A 25,904-nucleotide genomic window follows, 5' to 3' on the forward strand; every position below is an offset into this window, starting at 1 on the left:
AAATTTTAAACATGCAAAATCCAACTACACCAGGTGTTTCAGTTGAAGAAATTACTAGGCTTCCTAATTCAGTTTCACTTATTGATACGGCTATTCCGGTATTTATCGGGTATACTGAGCTGACCCCTGATCAACATACTGAGCCGTTGAATATCAGTTCTTTAATGGAATATGAAAAATACTTTGGAAAAGCAAAAAAAGAAAGCATCCAGCTTAACGATACGGGAGATAATAGAGTAGAGCTTATAGCTCCTGAAGTACGGTTTTTAATGTACTATTCGCTGCAGATGTATTTTGCTAACGGAGGCGGGCCTTGTCAGATTTTTTCAGTTGGCAATTATACATCAGGACAAGTTGAACTAGCTGCCTTAAGTACTGGCCTGGAACTGATTGAAGATTCAGATGAACCCAGGCTCATTCTTTTTCCTGATGCAGTGTCATTGTCAGAAGCTGATTTTTATACTATTTATAATCAGGCTATTGCTCAAGTAGAATCCGGCGGGAGAAATTGGTTTATTATAGTAGATACTTTTTACGGAAACTCTGTAACTCAATCTAATAATCTTAATACCATTGCTAATCTTAGGGAGAATGTATCACTTACTACCCGGGCTGCCGCTTATTTTCCGCATTTAACCACCATTCTGAACTATACTTTTGATGAAACCGAAATACCTATCCAATATACCGGTTTACAAAGACAAGCTACTGGAGATTTGTATGAAGGTGAAATTGCAGCGTTGGACGAATTAAAAAATCTGGCAAGTGAAGAAATTATCGGAGGTTCCGCCGAGGCCTTTATTTTGGCAGATCTGCTGGGGCAGGCGGTAGCCATTGCAGATGAAATCAGTGAAACAGCAGAGGAAGCAGGTGATGCAAAAGGTAATTTGGTACATGTCATTGAAGAAGCGAACGCAGTATTAGAAGCCATATACGACGGAACAATAGATGATTTTGTTATTCCTGATAACCTGGAAGATACTCCTGTTTTCAGTGGAGAATTCGACACATTAAAAACTGCAGTTCTTGCCGTAAAAGATGAATTGGGAACGGGCAACGGTAAAACATTGAAAAGTTTAGAATCATCTGATTCGGTTTTATATCATCAGATCAGAAAAGAGATCGCATCGTTAAAGGTAGTCTTGCCTCCATCTTCTGCAATGGCGGGAGTTTATGGAAGGATAGACAGCACAAGAGGAGTCTGGAAAGCACCGGCTAATGTCAGCCTCAATTACGTGGCAGGCCCGACAGAAAAAGTTTCGGATAAAGAACAATCTGACATGAATGTAAATGATGCAGGATCAATCAATGCCATCAGAACTTTTACCGGAAAAGGAACATTAGTCTGGGGAGCCAGAACACTGGATGCCAAAGAAAAAACTAATGACAATAAAGATAATATCTGGAAATATATCAATGTACGTCGTTATTACGATATGCTGGAACTATCGATAAGCAGAGCATTGGCCGATGGAGAATTTGTTAATCAGCCCAATATACCATATACATGGCTAAGAGCAAAAACCATGATAGAAAATTTTCTCAATCAACAGTGGATGGACGGCGGTTTGGCCGGAAGTACGCCGGAAGAAGCCTATCATGTAGAAGTTTCCGGTGACAAAGACAAGGCGAAAACCATGAATGTCACGGTAAAAATAGCATTGGTACGCCCGGCAGAATTTATTGTATTGAAGTTCTCACACCAATTGTAATATTTCTGAAAATATAATCAGACACAAATAAATATTCGAAGTTGTACTTCGAGGTACATTAATCTTAATTTAAAAATTTTAACAAATGAATTACAGAACCCCTGGAGTTTACGTGGAGGAGCATGAAAAATTTCCGCCTTCCGTAGCGCAAGTTGAAACGGCTATTCCTGCTTTTATAGGATATACTGCGGAAGGCCCAAAGAATAAGCCAACAAGAATTACTTCAATGTTGGAGTACGAGCAGCTTTTCGGAAAAGCAAATCCGGAAACGTTTGCAGTAGCTTTCAAAGATGGCGTTGCAACAGCAACACAAACGAAAGTAAGCGATTTTAAAATGTATTATGCCATGCAGATGTTTTTTGCTAACGGCGGAGGGCCATGTTATATTGTTTCAGTAGGATACTATACCGATCAGGTCAGCGCAGGAACTTCCACAGCACAAGGAACATTATTGTACGGTCTTGAATTACTGAAAAAAGAAGACGAGCCGACCCTTATTATATTTCCGGATCTTCAAGGCCTGGTTCCTGTAGCCGCCGAAGTTGATGCTGCTGATGCCGCCGCTGATTTTGCACAAGATAATGCAGTACTGGCCTCTGATGCCAAAGCTGCTGCCGGTGATGTTTTAGCAGCGGTTGTTACAGCTGTTGACGGTGGAGGAGATCTGCAGGCTGCTATTGCAGCTGCGAATGCTAAAGTTTCTGCTTATCCTGTTTCAGGCTCAAGTACTCTTAGTGAGATTATCGAAAATCAGGCGGCCAAAGCTGTTCAGAAGGCTGTGCAGAATGCTGCTAATTCTGCAGGTGCTAAAATTGCCGCGCAGGATGCTGCTGCTATTTATAATACGCTCCTTACTACTGCTACTTCTGCTGCCCAGCAAGCACAAGCTTATGCTGTTGCCATTGCAGGTGTAGATTCAGCGGATATTGCTGATTCTTATTCGGTATATAATAGTGCTTTAGACCAGGCAGAACTCATGAAAGACAGATTTGTTATCATGGATGTTCTTGGAGATGATGTTATTTTTAGAGAAAGGGTAACTGCTTCAGGCTTAAAATATGGAGCGGCTTATCAACCAAAGCTAAAAACAATATTAAGCTATGATTATAAGGAAGCTGATGTTTTAGTGACAGGTGAGTTCGGGATTGCAAGTCTGGCACAATTGAAAATAACGAATTCAGATTTCTATAACCAGGCTAAAAAAGCTATTGAATCTAAACAGGTTATATTGGCTCCATCATCTGCAATGGCAGGCGTTTACGCTAAAATAGACAGCACTTCCGGAGTATTCAAAGCACCTGCGAATGTTGGTCTTAATTTCGTAGAAGCGCCAGCAGAAAAGATTTCTGATAAACAACAGAAAGCGCTTAACGTAGATCCTACATCAGGCAAATCCATCAACGCAATAAGAACCTTTACCGGAAAAGGTACTTTGGTTTGGGGGGCAAGAACATTAGACGGAAACAGCAACGAATGGAGGTACATCTCAGTACGTCGTTTCTTCAACATGGTGGAAGAATCTGTGAAAAATGCGACAGAACGTTTCGTCTTTGAAGCCAATACCGCCAACACATGGATCCGTGTACAGACCATGATCGAAAATTTCCTTAACCAGCAGTGGCAGGACGGCGCTTTGGCAGGAAGCAAGCCTGAAGAAGCTTATTACGTGAGCGTCGGTTTAAATAAAACCATGTCTGCCCAGGATATCCTGGAAGGAAGAATGAACATCGAGATCGGTATGGCCGCCGTACGTCCGGCCGAATTCATCGTGCTTCGTTTCTCACACAAATTACAGGAAGCATAAAATTATTAATAACAATTAAATATAACATACATTATGAGTACATATCCATTAGTAAAGTTTGCCTTTGAAGTAGATTGGGGCGGAACAAAAGTAGGATTTCAGGAAGTATCGGGATTAAATATCGAAGCGGGTCTGATTGAATACAGACACGGGGCAAGCCCTGATTTCAGCAAAATTAAAATGCCCGGATTAAGAGTTTTCAACAACATTACCTTAAAAAGAGGAACCTTCAATGCCGATAATGAGTTTTTTGAATGGTTCCAGTCTATCCAGCTCAATACGGTGGAGAGAAGATCGATTACGATTTCCCTTTTAGACGAGAACGGAGAACCTGCCGTTACCTGGAAAGTGAAGAATGCCTTCCCGTTGAAGATGCAGTCTACAGACCTGAAAGCTGAAGGAAATGAGGTGGCTATCGAAACCCTGGAACTGGCGCACGAAGGATTAACTATTGAAAATAACTAATATTAACTTTAAAATAAAAAAAAATGAATTACAAAACACCAGGAGTATACGTCGAGGAAATCGCAAAATTCCCACCATCTGTGGCACAAGTAGAAACAGCTATCCCGGCATTTATCGGATATACTTACAGAGGGCCTAAAAATCAGCCTACAAGAATTTCTTCCATGCTTGAATATGAAACAATTTTCGGGACAGCAAAGAATGAAGAATTTTCACTTGTTGTAAATGCTGCAACCGCAACTACCCCGCGATCGGTTACTGCTACTTTAACACCAAGTGCTTTCAAAATGTATTATGCCATGCAAATGTATTTTGCCAATGGTGGAGGGCCATGCTACATTGTTTCCGTAGGAGATTTGTCAACAGGTTTTCCGGCAGCTGCAGATTTTGATGATATGGTAGCAGCGCTTGATACCCTTGAAAAAGAAGATGAGCCAACGCTTATCGTTATGCCTGATGCTGCTAAATTAAGCGCGGCGTATGATTTATTTGAAAAAGCTTTAGACCAGGCAGAGCTCATGAAAGACAGATTTGTCATTATGGATGTCCTGGGAGAATCTGCTACCGCAGTTAAGGATTTTAGAGATAATGTAACTTCGGGACCAAGCGGAGAACGTTTGAAATACGGAGCCGCTTATTATCCAAAATTAGAAACGGTTCTTACTTACAGCTACGATCCGAAAATTAGCCTTGCAGGCAATACCCTGGAGCATTGGAAAACAAATGATACAGAATTGTATAACCTTGCAAAAAATGCAATGGAATCTCATAAAGTCGTATTGGCTCCATCATGTGCAATGGCAGGCGTTTATGCTAAAGTAGACAGCACTTCCGGAGTATTCAAAGCACCTGCGAATGTTGGATTAAACTATGTTGTGGCACCAACCGTAAAAATCTCACACGAAGATCAGGAATCTCTTAACGTAGATCCTACATCAGGCAAATCCATCAACGCAATAAGAACCTTTACCGGAAAAGGTACTTTGGTTTGGGGGGCAAGAACATTAGACGGAAACAGCAACGAATGGAGGTACATCTCAGTACGCCGTTTCTTCAACATGGTGGAAGAATCTGTGAAAAATGCGACAGAACGTTTCGTCTTTGAAGCCAATACCGCCAACACATGGATCCGTGTACAGACCATGATCGAAAATTTCCTTAACCAGCAGTGGCAGGACGGCGCTTTGGCAGGAAGCAAGCCTGAAGAAGCTTATTACGTGAGCGTCGGTTTAAATAAAACCATGTCTGCCCAGGATATCCTGGAAGGAAGAATGAACATCGAGATCGGTATGGCCGCCGTACGTCCGGCCGAATTCATCGTGCTTCGTTTCTCACACAAATTACAGGAAGCATAAAATTATTAATAACAATTAAATATAACATACATTATGAGTACATATCCATTAGTAAAGTTTGCCTTTGAAGTAGATTGGGGCGGAACAAAAGTAGGATTTCAGGAAGTATCGGGATTAAATATCGAAGCGGGTCTGATTGAATACAGACACGGGGCAAGCCCTGATTTCAGCAAAATTAAAATGCCCGGATTAAGAGTTTTCAACAACATTACCTTAAAAAGAGGAACCTTCAATGCCGATAATGAGTTTTTTGAATGGTTCCAGTCTATCCAGCTCAATACGGTGGAGAGAAGATCGATTACGATTTCCCTTTTAGACGAGAACGGAGAACCTGCCGTTACCTGGAAAGTGAAGAATGCCTTCCCGTTGAAGATGCAGTCTACAGACCTGAAAGCTGAAGGAAATGAGGTGGCTATCGAAACCCTGGAACTGGCGCACGAAGGATTAACTATTGAAAATAACTAATTATGGCTCTTTTATATCCTCCAACCAGTTTCTCTTTCATTGTTAACGGGATTTCGACTACAGAGGGTATTGATTCCAGATTTCAGTCAATATCTGGTTTATCAACGGACATTCCAACCGAAGAATATGCCGAAGGAGGCGAAAACAGGTTTCTTCATCAGCTTCCTTTACGGCCGAAATATCCCAACTTAGTGCTTAAGCGTGGCTTAATTGTAAGTTCAGGATTGATCAGCTGGTGCAGAAATGCTATGGAAAACTTCGAGTTCGAGCCCAGAAACCTTATCGTTACCCTATCGGGAGGGCTTCAGTCTACAGCGCCTTTAATGGTCTGGAATGTTGTGGGAGCATATCCTGTAAGATGGGAAGTTTCCGAATTTAACGCAGAAGAAAGCAAATTGGCTATTGAAACAATAGAACTGAAATACAGATATTTCACGATACCTTCATCGTTAGCAAGCTTAGGCTTGTAATTTCTAAATCAATCTGAGCACCTGAAAGTGTGTTAGCCTCAGGATAACATTTAGCAAAAATATTTTCAAAAAACAAAAAACAGATTGGTCTATCACAGGACTGAACGCACTCTTTATGTGCTTAGATTTTTAATAATAAAAACGTTAAATCATTGGTTTTTAATATATTATAATTTTAAACCGATTAAAAACAAACGAAAATGCCAATAGAAATAAAAGAGCTTCACATTAAAATAAATGTGGACGAAAAAACAGCAGCATCAACTAATGCTACATCAATTGATGAGGCAAAAATTATGCGGGCAGTGAGCGAAAGCGTGGAACAGGCAGTACATATTGACAAACGTAAAAAAGAAAGATAATGAAAGGAGCACTTCAAAAACTGACCATCGGGACATATGAAGATTCTGATTATAAAAAAAGAGTTGACAGTGGAGCCTTTACCGCTTTTATAAATCCTACCGGGTATTCTGTTACCTACAAAACAGAACTTGAACCTGGACAGGCACTGGGGACAGCTAAAACCGATTTAAAATATACTGCATCACCTTCAACAGATTTGCAGTTAGAATTTCTGTTTGATGGTACAGGTGTCACGGAAGCTTTTTCAGGCAACAAACTTATCAACATGATCAAAGGAAAAGCTTTTAAAAAAACATCCGTAAAAGATCAGGTAGATGCTTTTTATAAAGCTACAGGCAAGGTTGCAGGTCCTATACATAAACCTTACAACGTTATTCTCAACTGGGGCAGCTTTGAATTCAAAGGCGTGCTGGCAGAATTTACCGTAGAGTATAAGTTGTTTGATAATGAAGGACAGCCTTTAAGAGCAATAGGAAAAGCCAAATTTAGTGAATCAATCAGTCCCAAGCTGGAAGCTGCTGAAAAGAAAAATGAATCTCCTGATGTTACCCACAAAAGAACAGTACAGGCCGGAGACACCCTTCCTTTAATGACCGAAAGAATCTACGGTGATTCCAAATACTATCTGGAAGTTGCAAAAGTAAACGGTCTTGTCAATTTCAGACAATTAAAACCAGGGAGCGAACTTTACTTCCCGCCATTAGAAAAAGTTTCATAAAATGAATAACAGCGGATACATACAAACAGCAAAAAACCCGGATCTGATTACTTTTAAAGTAATGTCCGGAGGCACGGAATTGCCTGGTAAATACGGCGTTAAAAGTATTGTCGTAGAAAAAGAAGTCAACAGGATTCCTTATGCCCGCATTGTTATTCTGGATGGAAGCATACCGGAACAGGACTTCAAATTGAGCAATGAAGAATTATTAATTCCCGGAAAAGAAATTGAAATCACAGCCGGCTACCATTCCAAAGAAGAAACCATTTTTAAAGGAGTTGTGGTAAAACATAATATCAAAGTCAGAAACGGCTCATCGTACCTCATCATCGAATGCAGGGATAAAGCGGTAAAAATGACATTGGGAAGAAAAAGCAAATATTTCTACGACAGTAAAGACAGCGATATCATCGAAGAACTTATCGGTAACGGCGGAGCTACTGCTGATGTGGAGGCTACTTCAAATACCCACAAAGAATTGGTACAGTATCAGGCTTCCGACTGGGATTTTATGTTAACCAGAGCACAGGCAAACGGAAAGCTTTGTTTTGTTGACGACGGAACCGTGAAAGTCGCAAAACCCAATTTCAGTGGCGAAACAGTAGAAACCGTTGTCTACGGATCATCGGTATATGAATTTGACGGCGAAATTGATGCAAGAGATCAGTTCAGTAAAATTACTGCCAAAACATGGAGCTATACGGATCAAGAGCTTACGGAAGTCGAAGCGCAGGACCCGGCCATCAGTCTCAATGGCAATCTTTCTTCCGGTGATCTGGCAAAAGTTTTTGGAATTGAAGACCTCCAGCTGAAACACGGTGGAAATCTTACCCAGGGCGAATTGCAGGAGTGGGGCGATGCCAAAGCAACGTTCCAGCAGCTGGCAAAAACAAGAGGCAGGGTAAAATTCCAGGGAATTCCGGCGGTAAAACCAGGTGTTACATTAACCTTACAGGGAGTTGGGAACCGCTTCAACGGAAAAATATATGTAACGGGAGTCCGTCACGAAATTATCGATGGAAACTGGCTCGTAGATGCGCAGTTCGGGCTTTCTCCAACATGGTTCTCAGAAACCTATGATGTAAGTGAAATGCCGGGCTCAGGAATTATCCCAGCCATAAGCGGATTGCATGTAGGAATCGTCTCCCAGCTGGAATCTGATCCCGATGGTGAAGATAGAATTCTGGTACAGATCCCGATTATCAATAATGAAGAAGAGGGAATCTGGGCAAGAGTAGCCACCCTTGATGCCGGAGAAAACAGAGGCTCTTTTTTCAGACCGGAAATCGGGGATGAGGTTATTATCGGTTTTATTAATGATGATCCCAATGATGCTGTCGTTCTGGGAATGCTGAACAGCAGTACAAAACCGGCTCCTATTGTTGCTTCGGATGATAACCACGAAAAAGGATTCGTAACCCGGAGCAAAATGAAAATGATCTTCAATGATGACAAGATTTCTTACACATTAGAAACCCCGAAAGGCAAAAAAGTGATTGTAGATGAAGATGCCGATATCATCAAAATTGAAGATGAACATGCCAATACATTTACGCTTAATAAAGACGGGATCAGCATGGAAAGTTCAAAAGACATCAAGATCAAGGCAAAAGGTGACATCAATATGGAAGGAGTCAATATCAATGTAAAAGCGAGTGCGCAGTTCAAAGCAGAAGGAAGTTCTGGTTCAGAGCTTAAATCGGGTGCCGTAACTGTTGTAAAAGGCTCTCAGGTAAAAATCAATTAATCATGAAACCGGCAGCAAGAATTACAGATATGCACACCTGTCCCATGGTAACAGGAAATGTTCCGCACGTAGGCGGGCCTATCATTCCGGCAGGCGAACCTACCGTTCTTATCGGTGGGAAGCCAGCCGCAAGAGTAGGCGACAAAGCAGTATGCACAGGTCCGTTAGATACCATTGCATCAGGATCTTCAAGCGTAATGATCGGTGGGAAACCGGCCGCAAGAATGGGAGATTCCACTGCACACGGCGGGGTAATATCCGCGGGCGAAGCTACTGTTTTAATAGGCGGATAATGTAACAGAAATGTTCCGATGCAGCATAAGCCTGCTTTTAATCATATCTCCATAAAACAAGGAAAAAAACATCAAACAAACGGTTGCCCTACCTGGAACATAATGTTACAGTTGCAGATGTTGCCATTAATATAACCAATAACGTATGAAAATAAATACAGATTTTTTAGGAATAGGCTGGAGCTTTCCGCCTGAGTTTAATAACACTGAAGGAAAACTGACAATGACCACAGATGTGGAAGACATTAACAACAGCCTTATGATCCTCCTGTCTACCCGTCCCGGTGAGCGCATTATGTTCCCCGATTACGGATGTGATCTGCAGGAAATGCTCTTTAAGCCACTGGACTTAACACTCATCACCCAGATGAAAGGAATTGTGGAGCGTGCTATTTTATATCATGAACCACGAATCAACATTTTAAGTATTGAAATTGATACTCAGGACGAAATTGAAGGCGAAATTTTAATACAGATTAACTACGAAGTAAGAAATACGAATACAAGAAGCAATATGGTTTTTCCTTTTTACAAGGGAGAAGCTACCGAAATATAATGAATTACGGGATGTCTGTAGCCATTTTAAATACTACCAACACTACACAAGTATTGCATCTGACCATAGAAAGATAAATATAAACAAATGAAAAAAACAGATACATTTTCACATTATCGTGAAGGAAAATCACAAATGCAGCGCTTTTTAGCAGAATTAGACCCGGGCAATCTTGAATTACACGATTTCGATTTGTTTGACTGGCTATTATTCGCAAACAATTTTGCACAGCGTGTAAACTATTTCGATAAAGATGATAATACCACACCGAAAGGAAACTGGGGAAACTTCTTCCTGGGTGATGATGCCAATACTGTCCCTCGCAGAGAAAGCGTGGAGTACAAAAGTATGAAAAAACAGGTTACAGATCTTATTTCCCAGTTTGAGCAGGACAGCAACCTGACGCCCCACCTCACCTTATTCGTCTGCTTTCTGAAATTATTGGATTTCTCAAAAAATGCTTTTAATAATTTGACTAAAAGGCATTTGGATTTCTATTATAATGAAATTCTGCAGATTGAAAAAAATGAAGCCAAACCGGATAAGGTCTATGTGATTTTTGAATTGGCAAAAAAAGCCATGCAGGAAAGAATTCCGGACGGAACAATGCTGGACGGTGATAAAGATGCCACCGGAAAAAAACGCGTTTACAAAACAGATGAAGAACTTATTGCCAACCAGGCAAAAGTAGTAGAGATCAAAAGTTTTCTGAATGATGTTAAAAAAAGAGAGCTGAAGATGGCTCCGGTCGCCAATTCTGCTGACGGTTTAGGTGATAAGCTGCCTCAGGAAAGCAATTACTGGTGGCCGTTCGGGTATAATGCCGATGAAACAGTTTCGGATAAATCCATCTACATGGAGCTTCCGAAAGCGAAGCTCGGTTTTGCCGTAGCATCCTCATTATTCGATCTGAAAGAAGGGGAAAGAACCGTTACCGTGAAAATTGATTTTATTAAAAACTCGACCCAGAAATTACAGAACTTATCAGACAAAGAGATTGAAAACAACATTAAAGTGTTGTGCAGTGGAGAAAAAGAGTGGTTATCCGGAATCGTTTTGAAATGTGTGAGAAATAACGAAGATCAGCTGGAGCTTTCTTTTACATTGCTTAAGGATTTTCCTGCCGTGGTACCGTACAACAAAGATGTTTTGTTTCAGACTTTCCAGACCGGTTTGCCTGTGGTGAGATTCATGATTGAAGGCGAAAAATATTATGCACTCTACGAAGCCCTTTCAGAAAAGCTGGTAAAAAACGTAGAAGTTTCGGTGGATGTAAAAGGTGTAAAATCTGTGCAGATAGAAAATGACAGCAGTACACTGAATGCTGAAAAGCCTTATTATCCTTTCACCGCACAGCCTGTTAAAGGGTCTAATTTTTACATTAAATGTCCTGAAATGTTTTCCAAAAAATGGGAAAATGCAGACATTACCATCAACTGGAAAAACGCACCCAATTCAATTACCGATTTATACAACGGCTATATCATTCAGCCGAATCAGAATATCAGTGTGAGAGATTTTGAGGCGCTGAAAACTTCGTCAATTGTTCGTTCAGATGCTTACTTCACGGCAGATACCGCATTGCTTGAAAAAGAAGTTTGGCGTGAAAGAGGAAACGATATCCAGTTGTTTCTAAAAACAGAAAACGGTTATAAAACGCAGTTCTCTATTCATAACACCAATAGTGATCCGGCTACCAGCGAGGCAATCAGAGTAACGCTGAACCAGTCGGCATTACAGGATGTTTATCCTAAACTCTATACCTTGGCGCTATCCAGCAATCCGGACAAACAAAAGCTTGTTCCAAATGAGCCTTATATTCCTTTTGCAGAAGACATAGAGCTGAATTACAGTGCGAAAGAAAATGCCTATTCTTATATAAGTAAAGATTCTACCGGAGAAGCTTCCAAAAGCAAAGGCATGCAGTTATACCATGAAGACGCATTCGGGCAGTACGAAAAAGAAATTGAAACCAAAAGCATTGTTCCCGTACACGAAAACGGAGGTGAATTATACATCGGTCTCGAAGCAACGCCGCAAACAACCGTCTCTCTGTTGATCCAGATGCTGGAAGGAAGCGAGAACCCTTTGGTAGATACTTTCGAGGAGAAAGAGTTTATCGAATGGCATATCCTCTCCAACAATACATGGATCGACCTGTCACAAAACATGCTGAAAAATGAAACGAGAAAATTCATGGAATCAGGCGTTATAAAGTTCAAAATTCCTAAAGATATCAATACAAGCCATACAAGACTTACCGACGGACTGGTCTGGATCAGGGCTAAATCAAAAAGAAGCTATGATGCGGTATGCAAAATTCAGGGAATATATACACAGGCTGTTTTGGCAACATTCCAGAATCAGGACAATGATCTGGAGCATCTGAACAATGGTTTGCCCGCCGAAACGATTTCAAAATTAATTACCAGGGTTCCCCAGGTAAAATCGGTAAGCCAGCCGTATAATTCGTTCGACGGAAAATACAAAGAAGCCGATACGGAATTTTACAGAAGAGTAAGTGAACGGCTGAGACACAAACACAGAGCCATTGCACAATGGGATTATGAAAGCCTGGTACTGCAGGAGTTCCCGGAAGTTTTCAAAGTAAAATGCTTAAACCATACTTCCGAAAAATCATATATGGCTCCGGGACATGTAACGCTAATGGTAGTGCCGAATATTAAAAATAAAAACGCTTTCGACGTCTATCAGCCCAGAGTGAGCAGAGCCAGCCTCAATAAAATTCAGAATTATGTAAATGAATTAAATACAATGCATGTTAAGGCCCAGGTAATTAACCCTAATTATAAAGAAGCGAAAATACAGGCCACGGTGAAAATCTTTGGAAAATATGACGAGATCTTCTACATGAAGCAGCTGGACGAAGATATTAAGAAATACATATCGCCATGGGCTTTTACAGACGCTAAAGACATTGATTTTAATGTGGAGCTGAATGTAAACCATCTCATTAACTATCTGGAACAGCTGTACTATATAGATTATATCGATGAGATTAAAATACTGGTGAATAATGTTGTACAGAAAAAATCTTTAATAGAAGTAGATCCGAAATCAATTCTCGTATCTGCCAAACAGCACCAAATTACCATTGCAGAACAAGTATGTATTTAATAATAAATAAGAAGAAACATAACCATGTCAGAAAATAAGCACATCAGCATACCGAAAAATGTAGAAACCGGGGATCAGACCGATTTTCACTTTCTGCGCAAAACAGGTATTGAATACATAGAAAAATTGGGAGGAAAACTTTGGACAGATTACAACTCTCACGATCCGGGAATTACGACGCTGGAAGTCTTAAGCTATGCTATCACCGATCTTGGGATGAGAATGAACCTCAATATGGAAGATATCCTTACCTCTGAAGATCTCGATAAAGATATTCAGGCACAGTTTTTAAAAGCCACGGAAATTCTGCCTTCAAAACCCTTAACCGAGCTTGATTACAGAAAACTATTTATAGACATCAGCTTTACATCCGGTCACAAAAGACCCATCAGAAACTGTTGGCTTGTTCCCAATAATGAAAAATTATATGTGGATTGCAAAACCGGTAATTTAGACTTTAAGCCTATCGGAGATAAAGTACAAAGTTTTGATATAAAAGGGATGTATGATCTCTATGTAGACTATGCCGAGGATGTTGACGACGAAAATAACGGATGCGGAAAAGTTGGAGTTAACCTTCAGATTTTAGACCGTTACCACGCCAACAGAAGCCTTTGCGAAGATCTGGCCGAAATTAAAGAAGTTGAAATTCAGAAAGTGGCTGTGTGTGCCCGTATCGGAGTGGTGAATAAAGCCGATGAAGAGCTGGTGCATGCTAAAGTATTGAAAGCCATTAATAATTATCTCTCTCCGGAAGTGCATTTTTATTCATTAAAACAAATGCTGGATAAAGGTCTTACCACAGATCAGATTTTTGAAGGCCCGCTTTTAGAAAACGGTTTTATTGATACCGAAGAGCTGAAAAACAGCCAGCTGAGAACAGAAGTACGCCTTTCTGATATCGTCAGCGAGATCATGAAAGTTGATGGGATTAAAGAGATCCATGAAATTTCCATTGCAGGCTGTGACAGCATTATAAAACAAAGTAACGACTGGCTGATCTGCATCGAAAAAGGAAGAAAGCCGGAACTTTGCGAGCTGAGTTCATTCAGTTACAGTAAAGGTACCCTTCCTTTAAACATCAACGACAAAAAAGTTCAGGAATACCTGCAGACTCTTAAAAGAGAAGAAGAAGTACTGAGAGAAGATGCGAGACAGAATAAAGAATTGGCTTTACCGCGCGGAACATCCTATGATGTGGCAGAATATGCTACCATTCTCAATGAGTTTCCGGATACTTACGGGGTGGGAACTTCAGGAATCATAGGAAACAGAACTCCGGAAAGAGAAGCACTCGCAAAACAAATGAAGGGATATCTGTTGTTTTTTGACCAGATTCTTGCCGGGTACTTTAAACACCTTGAAAAAGTAAAGGAAGTATTAAGCGTAAACGGAGATTTAAAAAGAACGTTTTTCACGCAAGCTCTTAAAAATATCAAAGGATTTGAAGAACTGGTTTCCGGGTATCCCACAGGAAATGATGACGAGCTTACCGATGTTCTGTATGAAGAACTTGATAACAGCGTAGAACGCCGTAACGAAATCCTGGATCACTTGATTTCCCGATTTGCAGAGACCTTCAGTGACTATACTTTTTTAATGAAATCATTATATGGGAAATCTGCTGATGAAATTGTCCTTAACAACAAACAAAATTTCCTTAATGAATATGCTTCATTAAGCAAAAACCGAGGATCAGGTTACAATTATACTTTATTTTCGGATTCAGATATCTGGAATACAGCCAATATTTCCGGAGCACAGAAAAGGATCGCCCGTTTACTGGGAATTAAAGACTATACCCAAAGAAATTTGTCCCCGTCACCGGTATTGATTACCAAAACAGTAAATGGCAATAAAGAAACTTTTACATGGAAAATAAAAGATGCTGTAGGCAATATTATCTTATCATCCGTGAAAAGCTATGAGATTGAATATGCGGCAACCAAAAACCTGAATGAAGCAATCTATCAGATTATCCAGATTGATGAGGAAGACCTTGAAAATGCACTGGAAGATTTGGGTCCGTGCGAAGATAATAAATGCTTCATCGGTAACATGAACATCAGATTTTCCGGCGGAGGTAACTATTATTTTGATGTCGTGGATGATTCTCCTGAGAAAAATGTAATTGCTACTCACAAAAGAACTAACCCATACCCTAATCTTAATGCATTGAAAGCCGGAATCAGGGAAACGGTAAAATATTTCAGGTATGACTTTACGGAAGAAGGGCTTTTCCTTGTTGAGCATCTCTTATTAAAACCAAGCGTTAGAGATTATAAGCAGATGGGTGGCATCGGGTGTATGCAAATAGAAAGTACATTTAAAATAATGTATGATGCCGAAAGTGCTTCAGCCGAAGATCCTGTAGAATATTCCGAAACCTTCATGCATTCCTGTGAAGAAGGATGTGAAGCAGATGTATTTGATCCTTATTCTTACCGGGTAAGCGTAGTGCTTCCGGGGTACGCATACCGGTTCCAGGATCCTGATTTCAGACGCTACGCGGAAACCGTTATCAGACAGGAAATTCCGGCGCATGTATTAGCAAAAATCTGTTGGGTGGGAGACCGTTTCACGGAAACACAGACTGCAAAAAGTGACCTCTCGGAATTTGAAGTGGCCTTTAAACAATATCTTCTGGATAAAGCTCAGAATAACACCGTGAATTTAGGGGAAAGCATCTACAAACTGCTGATTGCTCTTACCAACCTGAATAATATCTACAGGCCGGGAAGACTTCTGGACTGTGCAAAAGATGATAACGACAGTTTAGACGGAAAAATCATATTAGGACAATCAAACATATAAAATTGATAAACAATGAATACCAAATTAGATAACGTAACAACCCAATATAGAAAGTTCAACGAAAATCAGGCGTTAACTGAGGGGCAATTAAACGAATTTATAGATTATTTTGAAGATCAGGACAGGCTGTCAAGAACCCGCTTAAGCGGCGTAGGACTGGCTTGTGGTTTCGAATCGGTCTATCTTGCTCCCATTTCAGTCCCCTCTGCAGAACTGTCCCTGGAAGCACTTCCGCAGATTCAGAAGCTGGATCTTGTAGATTTTGACGGTGTTGTGATCACACAGGGTGTCGGGGTCACTACAGACGGGGATATGATCACCCTGCGTAAAAAGGGGAGCACCTCTTCAGAGGTTACCGTAAATTTCGATGCCAACAGCTATAAATATTACAGGAATTATACTGATCCGGTTGAATACAAGCACTTCCATATCGGCGGGCAGCAAATACCTCTTGTAGAATTAATCACTCAGGATGAATATGATAGGCTTCCGGCCGGAAATGGTTTTAAAAATGTAAAAGAACTGGGAGGCGCCATCAGTGATAAGGTGATTATTCTTTACCTGGAAAGTTATTCCAATGATGAAACGCCTTGCCAGGATGCAGATTGCGACAATAACGGTGCCGAGCAGGTGTCTGATCTTAAAGTGCTTTTGGCAGATTCAGGATCGGTTCTCGATCTTCTCTCTTCGGGGGATGCAAAAGACACCATTTATAAAGCGCATAATACCTACCAGGTGCTGTTTGATCAGTTGCCCAAATTGGAAGCTAAAAGAGTTATTCTCGATAAAAATATCGTAAGAGCAGCAGATTTAAAAACCAGGTTTCAGAATGCCTTAACTCCCGTTACGCAGTTAAGCAATGGCTTTAATGCAATTGCCGGTACTTTTAATATAGGACTCAACTTTGGAGGGCAGAATCTTCTTGATAAACTGAATTCTTTATTATACCCTATAGGTGCATTAAGACTGGATGATTATCAATACAGATATGATTTACTGAAAGATTTAATTGATACCTACAATGAAATAAAAGGGCTGATTCTTCATCTTAATGCAGAATGCTGCCCAAGCATAAATTCATTTCCGAAACACCTGATGCTGGGCCGGGTAGGAGCAACAGTCGGATTGGGTGAAAATACACTTTACCGTCACGGTTTTTATCATTCTCCGGTTACTACGGCAGATGATGAAAACTACGAAAGAGTGGTAATGCTTGCCAACCGTTTTGTGCAGAAAATCAACGGATTCCAGTCTTACATTGGACCAGTTAAGATCATTCCTTCCAATCAGTTTGTAAAATTAGGTGATAAAGCCATTCCGTATTATTATAACGTAGACAGAGCGTTGTTGAATAAATGGAATTATGAAAAAACAAAAACAGACCGGGAAACTTACAATTTAAGTTATCATACATCCAATCTTGCAGGGGAAGACTTTGTTCAGAATCCTTTGAATTACAATATCGATGACAACGACTTCTACAGAATTGAAGGTCATCTCGGCATGCCTTATAAAACGGCGCTTCAGAACATCAACGATCTTAAAGCCCAGTATGGATTACCTTTTGACGTGATCGCGCTGGTTTTACAAAAAGGCGAAAAGCCCGTTGAGCCGGGCAGGGAAACCGTATCAATTGATGATTTAAGAAAACAGCTGGTGTCGATTTCAAGTGACATCAGCAAACAGAAAGCCGATTCACAAACTACACTCTTCAATATTTCCAAACTCGACGAAAAATTAAGATTGCTCAACAAAGCAGATTTTTCCAAAGAAGGAGACGGCGTTACTGTTGTAAGGCAGGATCCTAAAAAAGATGATGTGGTAAGTGAGCTTTTAAGTGAATTTTTAGACAGGAAGTCCGGTTTGGAACACTTGGCCGGTGTAGAACGCGGAGGAACCTTTGTGTTAATTTACCACTCGGAAGCCAGCAACCAGGTTCTTGCAGATTTCTCATTGCCTTACCTGTGCTGCTCGAAAGAAAAACCAAACATTCCGCCTCTTGCTAAAGATGACAATGCTACGTGTCTGCTTGGCAAAACGGTAACAATTGCTGTGTTGGATAATGATTATGATGCCGATAATGATACACTTACCGTCATTAAAAAATCTAATCCGTCTTATGGATCGGTAGTATTGAACAGCAACAGCACATTCACTTATACGCATGATGGTTCGGCCAATCTTGAAGATTCATTCACATATTGCGTTAATGACGGTAAGGATGACAGTAATATCGCTACGGTATTTATTAAGGTTAAATCTGCTCCGGTAGCAGTAAACGACCATGTTTCCGTGGCAAACGAAGGATTTGTGGATATCGCTGTAAAAGATAACGATTACGATTTAGGAAATACACCGCTAAGCGTTATTATTAATACCCAGCCGGCACACGGAACAGCAACGCTGAGACCGGATGGTAAAATCAGGTATACCCACAACGGAACCAATACTCTTTCAGACTCGTTTACCTATCATATCAACGATGGCGAATTAGACAGTAACATCGCAACGGTTAACGTTAAAATTGGTCCGCCTCCATGTAATTCGGGTATGGACGTTGTTTTCATTTTTGATTACACGGGAAGTATGGGTGGCCAGATTGAAGCTGCCAAAACCGGAGCCAACAACATTATAGATACAATTCAGGCACAATCAGGAACTAATCCGTACAGGTTAGGTATTGTATTGGCGGATGAAAATACCTCCGGAACCAACTCAAGCTATAGCTCGGCTGCAGCATACACAAGTCTGCCTGCCGCTCAGAGATTTATCAATACAGGAATCGGTTCAAAGTTCCAGTGGATTACGGCAATGGAAGTAATGTCTAATAATAATAAGTCCTCATTTACCAGCCAGCTCGGTAAAATGAATAACCCGTCGGGCGGTTTAAGCATCGGAAATGGATCCTTAGCGCCTGAACCTACAGATATGGCATTGAGCAGAGTGGTGGAATACGATTTTGCCGGAGCATTCAGAAGCGGTGTAGCTAAGTATGTGATCCTCATTACGGATATTACACCGGGTGGTAACGATGATATTGCCAACGGCCTTGACGTAGCTGAAATCACCAGACTGAAGAATATCTGTCTGTCCAAGTCCATCAAAGTGATAGTTCTGGGAGCCGGGGTCAATTATCAGATTCAGGAAAGATACATCTGGAAAGAACTGGCTGAAGGAACAGGAGGTTCATGGAACCCTAGCTATGATGCAATTGCTATTAGAACTGCAATTATAAACGGTTGTGGAGGTTAATATGATTAAGAAATCACATATTTAGAACTTACATTCTATCATGATTATATACTTTTCAGGCAGAGATTTCTCTGTCTGGGAAGCTTATAAGACTTTCTTTAGCAATCATTAAAAAATTTAATAATAATGAATAATCAATTAAACAATATATCAACCCAGTACCGTAAATTCAGTAAAGGGCAGTATGTAAAGCATACGCAGTTTAACGAGTTTTTAGATTTTTTTGAAGATCAGGACCGTTTATCAAGAGTAATGCTTCAGGGAGTAGGTATTGTATGCGGCTTTAAACCGGAGCCTGTCTATACCGATAAACTCCTCAGCAGTATACGGCTCTCTCAGGGTGTAGCGGTAACCACTGACGGCGATCTGCTCACTTTAAACAATACCAGTAAGGTAAGTGAAGATTTGTATGTAAGTGACCTGAAAACTATTGATATACAAAATAAAGACTATACACATTTCAAAGTATATGAGGATATCAAAGTGAAGTATGAGCCGTTTCGCAAAAATAACGGTCTCGGAAATCAGATCGAACTTTGGGAACTCGCAACAGAAAAGGAAGCCGGCCTGGATTTTCAGCCCATAAAAAATCTAACCGATTTACAGAACAAATACCTCCTGCTGTACCTGGAGAGTTACGAAAAAGAAGTTAAGCCCTGCCGGGGAGTCGACTGTGATAACCACGGAGTTCAGCAGATCCGCAATCTCAAAGTATTAGTGACTACGGCAGAAGGAATCATGAATATTCTGGGAGAAGATATTCTTGTGAAAGATCCGGTTAGCGGTGAGCTAAAACCAGCTCCGATGGATCGTATTCAGCCTCATCCTCTTTTTATAGAAGATATTCTGAAATATGGAAAGCAGGAACGTGTTATCGTTGAAAAGCTTATTGCAGAAAAGGGTAGTGCGACACATTTCTCGTCTCTTGACATAAAAAAGCTGTACTCCGATGTTTTGCAAAACAATGAATATGGTAAAGCTATCTTCGAGAAAATCAATGCTATTGCCCTCTTAATGGGGCTTCCGACTGCATATTATCAGGGATTCAGAAATACACTGGAAAGCTTTCTTGCTCAGAAAGCGGGTTTCCAGTACGCTTATGATGTCATTAAAGATTTAGCAGATACCTACTGTGAAGTGATAAAATTACTTCCGAAAGCATTTACGGTAAACCTTCCGGATCTGGATTCTTTTCCGAAACATATCATGCTCGGAAAATTGATTCCGGCGGAACACTTGGATTTTTCAAGACATCAGTTTTATAATTCATCAGTGTTGGATGAAGAAAAAACAACGCAGAGGGTAAGATTGCTGATCAGCCGCTTTCTTCAGCAGGTACAGAACTTCAGAAACTTTACGGTTGCTGATAACGGCAGTGCACAGATAAAAATTATCCCTTCGCAAACATTAAATCCTCTCAGTAACAAAGCGGTTCCTTTTTATTACAGCGTAACTGACGAATTCCTGAAGACCTGGAATTTTGATAAAACAAACAACCGGTCATACAGAGATAATTTAGCATACAACAATTGGCTGTCGCCGGATGAACAGATTCAGCAGCCTTTACAATTTAATATAGACAGAAACTCATTCTATAATATTGAAGGTCATCAGGGAATGGATTATCAGAAGGCTTTTAAGCTTCTCAATCAGATTAAGGATGAAAAACAGCTGGGATTCGATGTAATGATTTTGTCTCTGGAAGAACTGATGGATAATAAAGATATGTTTAAAGCATACTTTAATGAATATGTAGAAAAACATCCGGGATTGGAGCATAGACGCGGTGTGCAGCGCGGAGGTACTTTTATCATTGTTTATGAGTCTTCGGAAAATCCTGTGGTTTTTGCAGATTTTTCACTGCCTTACATCTGTTGCACCCCGAAAGTTGATGTTAAATTAAGCCTTCCCAATACTGTTATTTGTGCCAAAGCGGGCTCAATACCATTTACTGTATATCCGATGAACGGAGAAGTAAAAGCAGTCGTTGCCGCAGGATTAAAGGGAGGTGTGGAAATAGTTGACGGACAGTACGTTTTTAATCCGGTAAAGGTAAGTCCTGAATTATATGGGCAGACAATTGCTTTTACCGTTAATGGAAAACCTACAAGCTGTACCATTAAAGTAATAAAAGAATCTGATGTACATATAGAGGTGGCTTCAGTAGTTTATCCGGTCGGAACTTCAAACGCAACAAAAGTGAACTTTAAGGTTTCCGGACAAAACTTTACAACTTATGATTATACTTGGGATTTCTGGCAGAACGGTAGTTTTGTTAATCTGAAGCCGGATGGTGAAGGAAATATCAGCTACACGTACTATGATCTGAACCCTTCTGCAATTCCTGTGATAACAGCGAATGTGAATGGCAACGGATGTACCCAGACTTTATTGATCAGAAATTGGTATAATGGTCCTGTTACGGTAATCAACGACATCTCATTCCCGAACGGCAATTGCTGTGAAGGAAGTGTTCCTTCAATAAGGGCGTATGCTGGTGATGATCAATCATTTCCTGTTTATGAAGGATCTTTTGTTTTAGAAGGATCGGGCTTCGGAGCACCGATACTTTATTATGCATGGGAGCAAACGGATGGGCCGGCAGTAACTCTTACAAATATTAATACACCTTCATTATCCGTACAAAATGCGGTCGTTGGAGAATATCAGTTTAAGCTTACGGTTCTTGATTCTGTCAGCGGTGCGTTTGCTGCCGATACTGTGCGTGTAAGTATAGTTGAAAAATAATGGTAATTAATATAGGGTAAAGAATCAAAACTCAATCAAAGTACGAATTCTTGATACCATTTTATGGGATGTTTTTAATCTGCATGATTTTTAACATCCCTTTCATACCAAAGAAAATAACGAAAAAATAAAATATAATGGAAATAGCAACATGTAATATTTCATTTAGCATAAATTATACATCTACCACGCCGGTAACGGGGGCAACTGCTTCTTACCGAATTAAAGGCTCTGCTGATCCGTATACGGTGCATCCTGTCATTCCCGTTCCGTCTAGTGGAAGTCTGGTAACACTTCCTGAAATTCAGAAGTCGGGAGAATACGAGCTGGTCATAGAATTAACAGCTTCAGGAGTTGTTACGAAAAAAACGAGTTCTTTCAAAATCGGCAACTGCAGCGATTCGGTATGTAAAGAGCCGACTATTAATAAGGTAGAGGTGCGTGAGAACGGTCAGATTGTGATGGATTATACAGTAGATACCGCCAATCTTGCAACACCGGAATATCAGATCGCTACCGATATCGGCTTTAAAAATATTATTCATTTTAAAGTAGATTTCGACTATTCTCCGCAGGAATACGTTTATATGGATGGCGGAAATATCCCGGACAATACGCCTCTATATATCAGGGCAAGAAGCCATTGTGAATCTCCTTCAGGGGTTTCGGGTTGGTCTAATGTAGTTAGATTTTCATCAAAAGTATGGGCTGTTAAAAAAGCGCCTTATACTTTTGACGATGTTTTTTGCGTTTCTGGGAAATATAGAGATCCTATTGATGAAGTTAATCTGGGAGCAAGTATTTGCTGGTCAGAAGGTCCGTTGCATAAAACAGTCAATCTTACCACGCTTGTCCCGCAAGTGGGAACGGGTATTTATCTGAGTAATGGCATCACTCCGGCAATACCCGGTAATCTTGCGGGTTTTGAAACGGGGGGCGCTAGTGTCGGGTTTAATGATCAGGGAATCAGGTGGATAAGATTCTCGGGATATAATGAATATACAATCTATGATGTCGACCCATCCACCGGTATCATAAAAGGCATTGCGACTTTATATAGCTGTAAAATGTAATCTGATGATGGTATCTGAAAATACTAATAAAATCCTCACATTGAGGATTTTATTAAATCAGGTCGTTTTATCTATCTTCTGTTGTTTTTACGTCTTGTACTGATGATATTGAACAGTTTGGCAACATCATCAAGATGAATTTCGAAATCGTCGTAATATTCATTAAGAGAATGCAGCGTGATAATGCCTTTCTCAACATCATGGTTGATGATGCGCTTTACAAGGATGCCCTTTTCTTTGTGAACGATTACAAAATCCCATTTATCATAATGCAGCTTACTCATCCAGTAATCCTGCCGGATATTTCTGCATAAGATAATGTCACCTTCAAGATAGCTTTCGTAGGACCCGTCGTCCATGCTGTCTCCTCTTACTTCAAAACACATGTATTCGCCACGGTGCTCTACATCATCGGTAAAAGGAATTGTAGGTAAGCTTTCTATATATTCTTCATCTGCAAATCTGCTCAGATAGCCGGCTTGTGCATATTGGTTGGCAAGCGGAACGTTCATTATTTTCAGATCTGCAAAAGCAAGTGGTGACGCACTGTCTTCACTTTGTTTCTTCTCCTGATCCAGAAGTAAATTGGTTACAAAATAAGCAGTAGTTTCCGGGATCTTTCGTTCGCCTTTCTCCCAGTATTGTACGGCCCTGGTGCCAACGCCAATAGATTTTGCGATCTCGGCCTGCTTCATATTGAGTTTTTTTCTGATCTCTTTGAATTCTAAATAGTTCATTTTGATGTGTTTATGGTTGTTTGGTAAAATTATACGAAAAATATTCATAAATAAATTTTGAAAAGCGAACATTGTTCGTATATTTGTCTCGCTGTTGAGATGGAACACTGCAAATATACAAAATATTATTGATGATTGAATTTTTATTTAATGTTTTAAAACGTGGTATAAATTTATAATCAGTAGATTAAATGCAGTTTCTACCTTGATAACCACTGTGATTAGACTTTCTCATTTTTATTTTATCTGGCGCCGATAGGAACAAATGAAATATTTCTAATCTTAAAAATGTAAAAAGTGCGTTTTTTAATCTTTGTTTTAAAGGTTTTGTGCGTATTGTGGTAGCTTTTGGTGCATGAAATGCGTTTTGTCTTTTATAATGATAAAAATAAAGCAGTTGTCTTGTCCATTCCTGTTGTTCACAATAAAAAGCAAACCGGAAATCTCGAACAAACATTACTGTTTAACATATAAAATATCGATTAATTATAGTTATCAGTAAAATGTTGCGCTCTTTAAAAAACAAATTTACTCTCAGTAAGCAGAACCATTGATCTTTCAGGCATCAATGAACGTTTACGACAAGTAAAATGTAGGAGAAATGTTGAATGGTATTTCTTAATAAGAATATCAGGTTATCAACTTTTCTGAAAATCAAAAAACTAAATAATACTTAACATCGGATCAGAGGCTTATAATGAGTCTTTAGGATTTCTTATGGCCTTAATTAACAAGGAAATAAGATTAAGATGTGAAATTCGAAAAAAACTTTTAACATAAAAAACTTTAACCATGAAACGAAGCAAAGAATTAGTAGAGAAAAGAAAAGATTTTGTCATCGATTATGTAAAACGTAATCAGGATAAACAGATGAAGGTGATTGTCACCGAATTAACAGAGATGCTGTTTTTGTCTGAAAGAACAATATACAACATTATTCTGCAGGGATAGATTATAACCAACAGCCAACAATATCTTTTAAAACTGATATAACCATGAGAGATCCGAATAACATTCTATAGCATAGAAAGCACTTCACAGCTTCAAACTGTTAACCTCATTATACATACAGGAGGTTATCCGAAAGTCTTCCCGAATTTATTTAAAAATAAAAACTGTGCTAAAATGCTTTTTGCTTTTGTACTGTTTTTTAAGCTGAAGAAGCTTAAAGAAGCGATCGTCTGCTCTTGGATGAATCAGTTTTAAAAGATTAAAAAACAATTCTTCAATTAAAAATTTCAGAGACCATGAAAAAGAGAAGAAAAAAAATAAAGAAAAACAGAGAAATAGTAAAAAATCCAAGAAAAGACATTGGTGAGCTCATTGATGAACTTGCATACACAGACGAAAACAAAAACATGCAGAAAAGCAAAAGGTTTTTGGATGATATGTACATACTGGACCTGGATTTATGACACGTTTGAAAGTAGTGTCACAACCAAAATTTGAATCAATATATATAAGAGAAAAGATGAATTTAGATAGTTTAAAAGCCCTGTTAATCGGAACTGCCATTGCATTTTCGGGAGGATTATTAAGGGTCTTGATCTCAATACAGAACAAGGAAAAAAAAAAGCCGTGGGAACACATTATTACATTAATGATCGTTGTTATCGTCGGATTTACAATGAGTTACCTTATGAACAGAGCCGAGCTGCATGACAAATGGTATTCCACAGGGATATTATTTGTGTTGGGCTACGGTTATGATAAGTATTTAAAAATGATTACCACCAATCTGCCCAACTGGATTGATAAAGCAGTAAATCTGTTTATCGAAACCCGATACGGCGTCAGAACGGACAGAACGGCTGATAAAAAAGAAGAACCGACAATCGGCCTTCCTGAAGATCAGATCAAAAGCAACCCATAAACGGAAGCTATGAAATGGATTAGAGCATGACAGTAATATTATTTTAAAACGATTACTGCAGCTACAGAATCCATTGTTCAAAAACTAAGGTTTTCTCATCGGAAAATATGATTTTTGAACCGGAATTGAAATCAAAATAAAAGATATAAAAACTTGGGGTGGCCTCATCATGACCTGTTTCTCATTATAGCTAATGCCACTTCTGATTACTTGCATTCTTTAATAAAATCTCCCGCCCGGGGTATGATTTTTCACATCAACAGGTATATAAAACGCAATTATTCCAATTGCGTTTTGTATGTCTTTTACATTCAATTATGA

Annotated in this window: 20 protein-coding genes; 19 read left to right on the forward strand and 1 reads right to left on the reverse strand. The window is 39.7% G+C overall.

Annotation, left to right across the window (positions count from 1 at the left end; translation table 11 throughout):
- Positions 1 to 11 precede the first annotated feature (11 nt).
- From ACYT6F_RS12100 to ACYT6F_RS12175, 16 genes are all read left to right on the forward strand, one after another.
- Positions 12 to 1,712, forward strand: coding sequence for a phage tail sheath family protein (locus ACYT6F_RS12100; RefSeq protein WP_472597928.1), 1,701 nt, complete (start codon positions 12 to 14; stop codon positions 1,710 to 1,712).
- 85 nt (positions 1,713 to 1,797) lie between these two features.
- Positions 1,798 to 3,516: a phage tail sheath family protein gene (locus tag ACYT6F_RS12105; RefSeq protein WP_472597929.1), complete on the forward strand. Its 1,719-nt coding sequence runs from the start codon at positions 1,798 to 1,800 to the stop codon at positions 3,514 to 3,516.
- Between the two features lie 33 nt (positions 3,517 to 3,549).
- On the forward strand, positions 3,550 to 3,981 hold the full coding sequence (locus ACYT6F_RS12110; RefSeq protein WP_472597930.1) for a phage tail protein: 432 nt from the start codon (positions 3,550 to 3,552) through the stop codon (positions 3,979 to 3,981).
- A gap of 23 nt (positions 3,982 to 4,004) precedes the next feature.
- Positions 4,005 to 5,336, forward strand: a complete 1,332-nt coding sequence (locus ACYT6F_RS12115) for a phage tail sheath family protein (protein ID WP_472597931.1) — start codon at positions 4,005 to 4,007, stop codon at positions 5,334 to 5,336.
- Positions 5,337 to 5,369: 33 nt separating this feature from the next.
- Entirely contained in the window at positions 5,370 to 5,801 is a 432-nt protein-coding gene (locus ACYT6F_RS12120; protein WP_472597930.1) for a phage tail protein, read from the forward strand.
- Between the two features lie 2 nt (positions 5,802 to 5,803).
- Positions 5,804 to 6,271 carry a phage tail protein gene (locus ACYT6F_RS12125; RefSeq protein ID WP_169231045.1) on the forward strand — a complete coding sequence of 156 codons (468 nt, stop codon included), beginning with the start codon at positions 5,804 to 5,806 and terminating at the stop codon, positions 6,269 to 6,271.
- Positions 6,272 to 6,471: 200 nt separating this feature from the next.
- A complete protein-coding gene (locus tag ACYT6F_RS12130; protein WP_169231044.1) occupies positions 6,472 to 6,633 on the forward strand; it encodes a DUF5908 family protein in 162 nt (53 codons plus the stop codon).
- Positions 6,633 to 7,352, forward strand: a complete 720-nt coding sequence (locus ACYT6F_RS12135; protein ID WP_169231043.1) for a CIS tube protein — start codon at positions 6,633 to 6,635, stop codon at positions 7,350 to 7,352. Before ACYT6F_RS12130 ends, ACYT6F_RS12135 begins: the two co-directional genes overlap by 1 nt.
- 1 nt (position 7,353) lies before the next feature.
- Positions 7,354 to 9,099 (forward strand): type VI secretion system tip protein VgrG, encoded by a 1,746-nt coding sequence (gene vgrG, locus ACYT6F_RS12140; RefSeq protein ID WP_472597932.1) that lies wholly within the window; start codon positions 7,354 to 7,356, stop codon positions 9,097 to 9,099.
- A 2-nt stretch (positions 9,100 to 9,101) separates the two neighbouring features.
- On the forward strand, positions 9,102 to 9,392 hold the full coding sequence (locus tag ACYT6F_RS12145; protein ID WP_029297107.1) for a PAAR domain-containing protein: 291 nt from the start codon (positions 9,102 to 9,104) through the stop codon (positions 9,390 to 9,392).
- A gap of 145 nt (positions 9,393 to 9,537) precedes the next feature.
- Complete coding sequence (locus tag ACYT6F_RS12150) at positions 9,538 to 9,948, forward strand: GPW/gp25 family protein (RefSeq protein ID WP_472597933.1); 411 nt, start codon at positions 9,538 to 9,540, stop codon at positions 9,946 to 9,948.
- Positions 9,949 to 10,035: 87 nt separating this feature from the next.
- Complete coding sequence (locus ACYT6F_RS12155; protein ID WP_472597934.1) at positions 10,036 to 13,086, forward strand: baseplate J/gp47 family protein; 3,051 nt, start codon at positions 10,036 to 10,038, stop codon at positions 13,084 to 13,086.
- Between the two features lie 24 nt (positions 13,087 to 13,110).
- The gene (locus ACYT6F_RS12160) at positions 13,111 to 15,900 is read left to right on the forward strand and encodes a hypothetical protein (RefSeq protein ID WP_472597935.1); all 2,790 of its coding nucleotides are present in this window, start codon (positions 13,111 to 13,113) and stop codon (positions 15,898 to 15,900) included.
- Positions 15,901 to 15,912: 12 nt separating this feature from the next.
- A complete protein-coding gene (locus ACYT6F_RS12165) occupies positions 15,913 to 19,152 on the forward strand; it encodes an Ig-like domain-containing protein (RefSeq protein WP_472597936.1) in 3,240 nt (1,079 codons plus the stop codon).
- A gap of 126 nt (positions 19,153 to 19,278) precedes the next feature.
- Complete coding sequence (locus tag ACYT6F_RS12170) at positions 19,279 to 21,900, forward strand: PKD domain-containing protein (protein WP_472597937.1); 2,622 nt, start codon at positions 19,279 to 19,281, stop codon at positions 21,898 to 21,900.
- Positions 21,901 to 22,037: 137 nt separating this feature from the next.
- Positions 22,038 to 22,973: a hypothetical protein gene (locus tag ACYT6F_RS12175; RefSeq protein ID WP_472597938.1), complete on the forward strand. Its 936-nt coding sequence runs from the start codon at positions 22,038 to 22,040 to the stop codon at positions 22,971 to 22,973.
- A 71-nt stretch (positions 22,974 to 23,044) separates the two neighbouring features.
- Here the strand turns inward: ACYT6F_RS12175 and ACYT6F_RS12180 are convergent, their stop codons facing one another.
- Positions 23,045 to 23,710, reverse strand: a complete 666-nt coding sequence (locus ACYT6F_RS12180) for a S24 family peptidase (protein ID WP_472597939.1) — start codon at positions 23,708 to 23,710, stop codon at positions 23,045 to 23,047.
- A gap of 792 nt (positions 23,711 to 24,502) precedes the next feature.
- Here ACYT6F_RS12180 and ACYT6F_RS12185 point away from each other — a divergent pair.
- From ACYT6F_RS12185 to ACYT6F_RS12195, 3 genes are all read left to right on the forward strand, one after another.
- Positions 24,503 to 24,661, forward strand: a complete 159-nt coding sequence (locus ACYT6F_RS12185; protein ID WP_169231035.1) for a hypothetical protein — start codon at positions 24,503 to 24,505, stop codon at positions 24,659 to 24,661.
- 296 nt (positions 24,662 to 24,957) lie between these two features.
- A complete protein-coding gene (locus ACYT6F_RS12190) occupies positions 24,958 to 25,125 on the forward strand; it encodes a hypothetical protein (protein ID WP_472597940.1) in 168 nt (55 codons plus the stop codon).
- 56 nt (positions 25,126 to 25,181) lie between these two features.
- Positions 25,182 to 25,583: a hypothetical protein gene (locus ACYT6F_RS12195; RefSeq protein ID WP_472597941.1), complete on the forward strand. Its 402-nt coding sequence runs from the start codon at positions 25,182 to 25,184 to the stop codon at positions 25,581 to 25,583.
- Positions 25,584 to 25,904: the final 321 nt, after the last annotated feature.

It is taken from the genome of Chryseobacterium sp. NG-CE01, from assembly GCF_055695505.1.

Bases quoted from the DNA above. Each gene is read 5' to 3' on its own strand.
- ACYT6F_RS12145 (WP_029297107.1), top strand. From the start codon at position 9,102: ATGAAACCGGCAGCAAGAATTACAGATATGCACACCTGTCCCATGGTA.
- ACYT6F_RS12115 (WP_472597931.1), top strand. From the start codon at position 4,005: ATGAATTACAAAACACCAGGAGTATACGTCGAGGAAATCGCAAAATTC.
- ACYT6F_RS12105 (WP_472597929.1), top strand. From the start codon at position 1,798: ATGAATTACAGAACCCCTGGAGTTTACGTGGAGGAGCATGAAAAATTT.
- ACYT6F_RS12170 (WP_472597937.1), top strand. From the start codon at position 19,279: ATGAATAATCAATTAAACAATATATCAACCCAGTACCGTAAATTCAGT.
- ACYT6F_RS12165 (WP_472597936.1), top strand. From the start codon at position 15,913: ATGAATACCAAATTAGATAACGTAACAACCCAATATAGAAAGTTCAAC.
- ACYT6F_RS12130 (WP_169231044.1), top strand. From the start codon at position 6,472: ATGCCAATAGAAATAAAAGAGCTTCACATTAAAATAAATGTGGACGAA.
- ACYT6F_RS12110 (WP_472597930.1), top strand. From the start codon at position 3,550: ATGAGTACATATCCATTAGTAAAGTTTGCCTTTGAAGTAGATTGGGGC.
- ACYT6F_RS12155 (WP_472597934.1), top strand. From the start codon at position 10,036: ATGAAAAAAACAGATACATTTTCACATTATCGTGAAGGAAAATCACAA.
- ACYT6F_RS12185 (WP_169231035.1), top strand. From the start codon at position 24,503: ATGAAACGAAGCAAAGAATTAGTAGAGAAAAGAAAAGATTTTGTCATC.
- ACYT6F_RS12190 (WP_472597940.1), top strand. From the start codon at position 24,958: ATGAAAAAGAGAAGAAAAAAAATAAAGAAAAACAGAGAAATAGTAAAA.
- ACYT6F_RS12135 (WP_169231043.1), top strand. From the start codon at position 6,633: ATGAAAGGAGCACTTCAAAAACTGACCATCGGGACATATGAAGATTCT.
- ACYT6F_RS12120 (WP_472597930.1), top strand. From the start codon at position 5,370: ATGAGTACATATCCATTAGTAAAGTTTGCCTTTGAAGTAGATTGGGGC.
- ACYT6F_RS12150 (WP_472597933.1), top strand. From the start codon at position 9,538: ATGAAAATAAATACAGATTTTTTAGGAATAGGCTGGAGCTTTCCGCCT.
- ACYT6F_RS12100 (WP_472597928.1), top strand. From the start codon at position 12: ATGCAAAATCCAACTACACCAGGTGTTTCAGTTGAAGAAATTACTAGG.
- ACYT6F_RS12160 (WP_472597935.1), top strand. From the start codon at position 13,111: ATGTCAGAAAATAAGCACATCAGCATACCGAAAAATGTAGAAACCGGG.
- ACYT6F_RS12125 (WP_169231045.1), top strand. From the start codon at position 5,804: ATGGCTCTTTTATATCCTCCAACCAGTTTCTCTTTCATTGTTAACGGG.
- ACYT6F_RS12175 (WP_472597938.1), top strand. From the start codon at position 22,038: ATGGAAATAGCAACATGTAATATTTCATTTAGCATAAATTATACATCT.
- ACYT6F_RS12195 (WP_472597941.1), top strand. From the start codon at position 25,182: ATGAATTTAGATAGTTTAAAAGCCCTGTTAATCGGAACTGCCATTGCA.
- vgrG (WP_472597932.1), top strand. From the start codon at position 7,354: ATGAATAACAGCGGATACATACAAACAGCAAAAAACCCGGATCTGATT.
- ACYT6F_RS12180 (WP_472597939.1), bottom strand. From the start codon at position 23,710: ATGAACTATTTAGAATTCAAAGAGATCAGAAAAAAACTCAATATGAAG.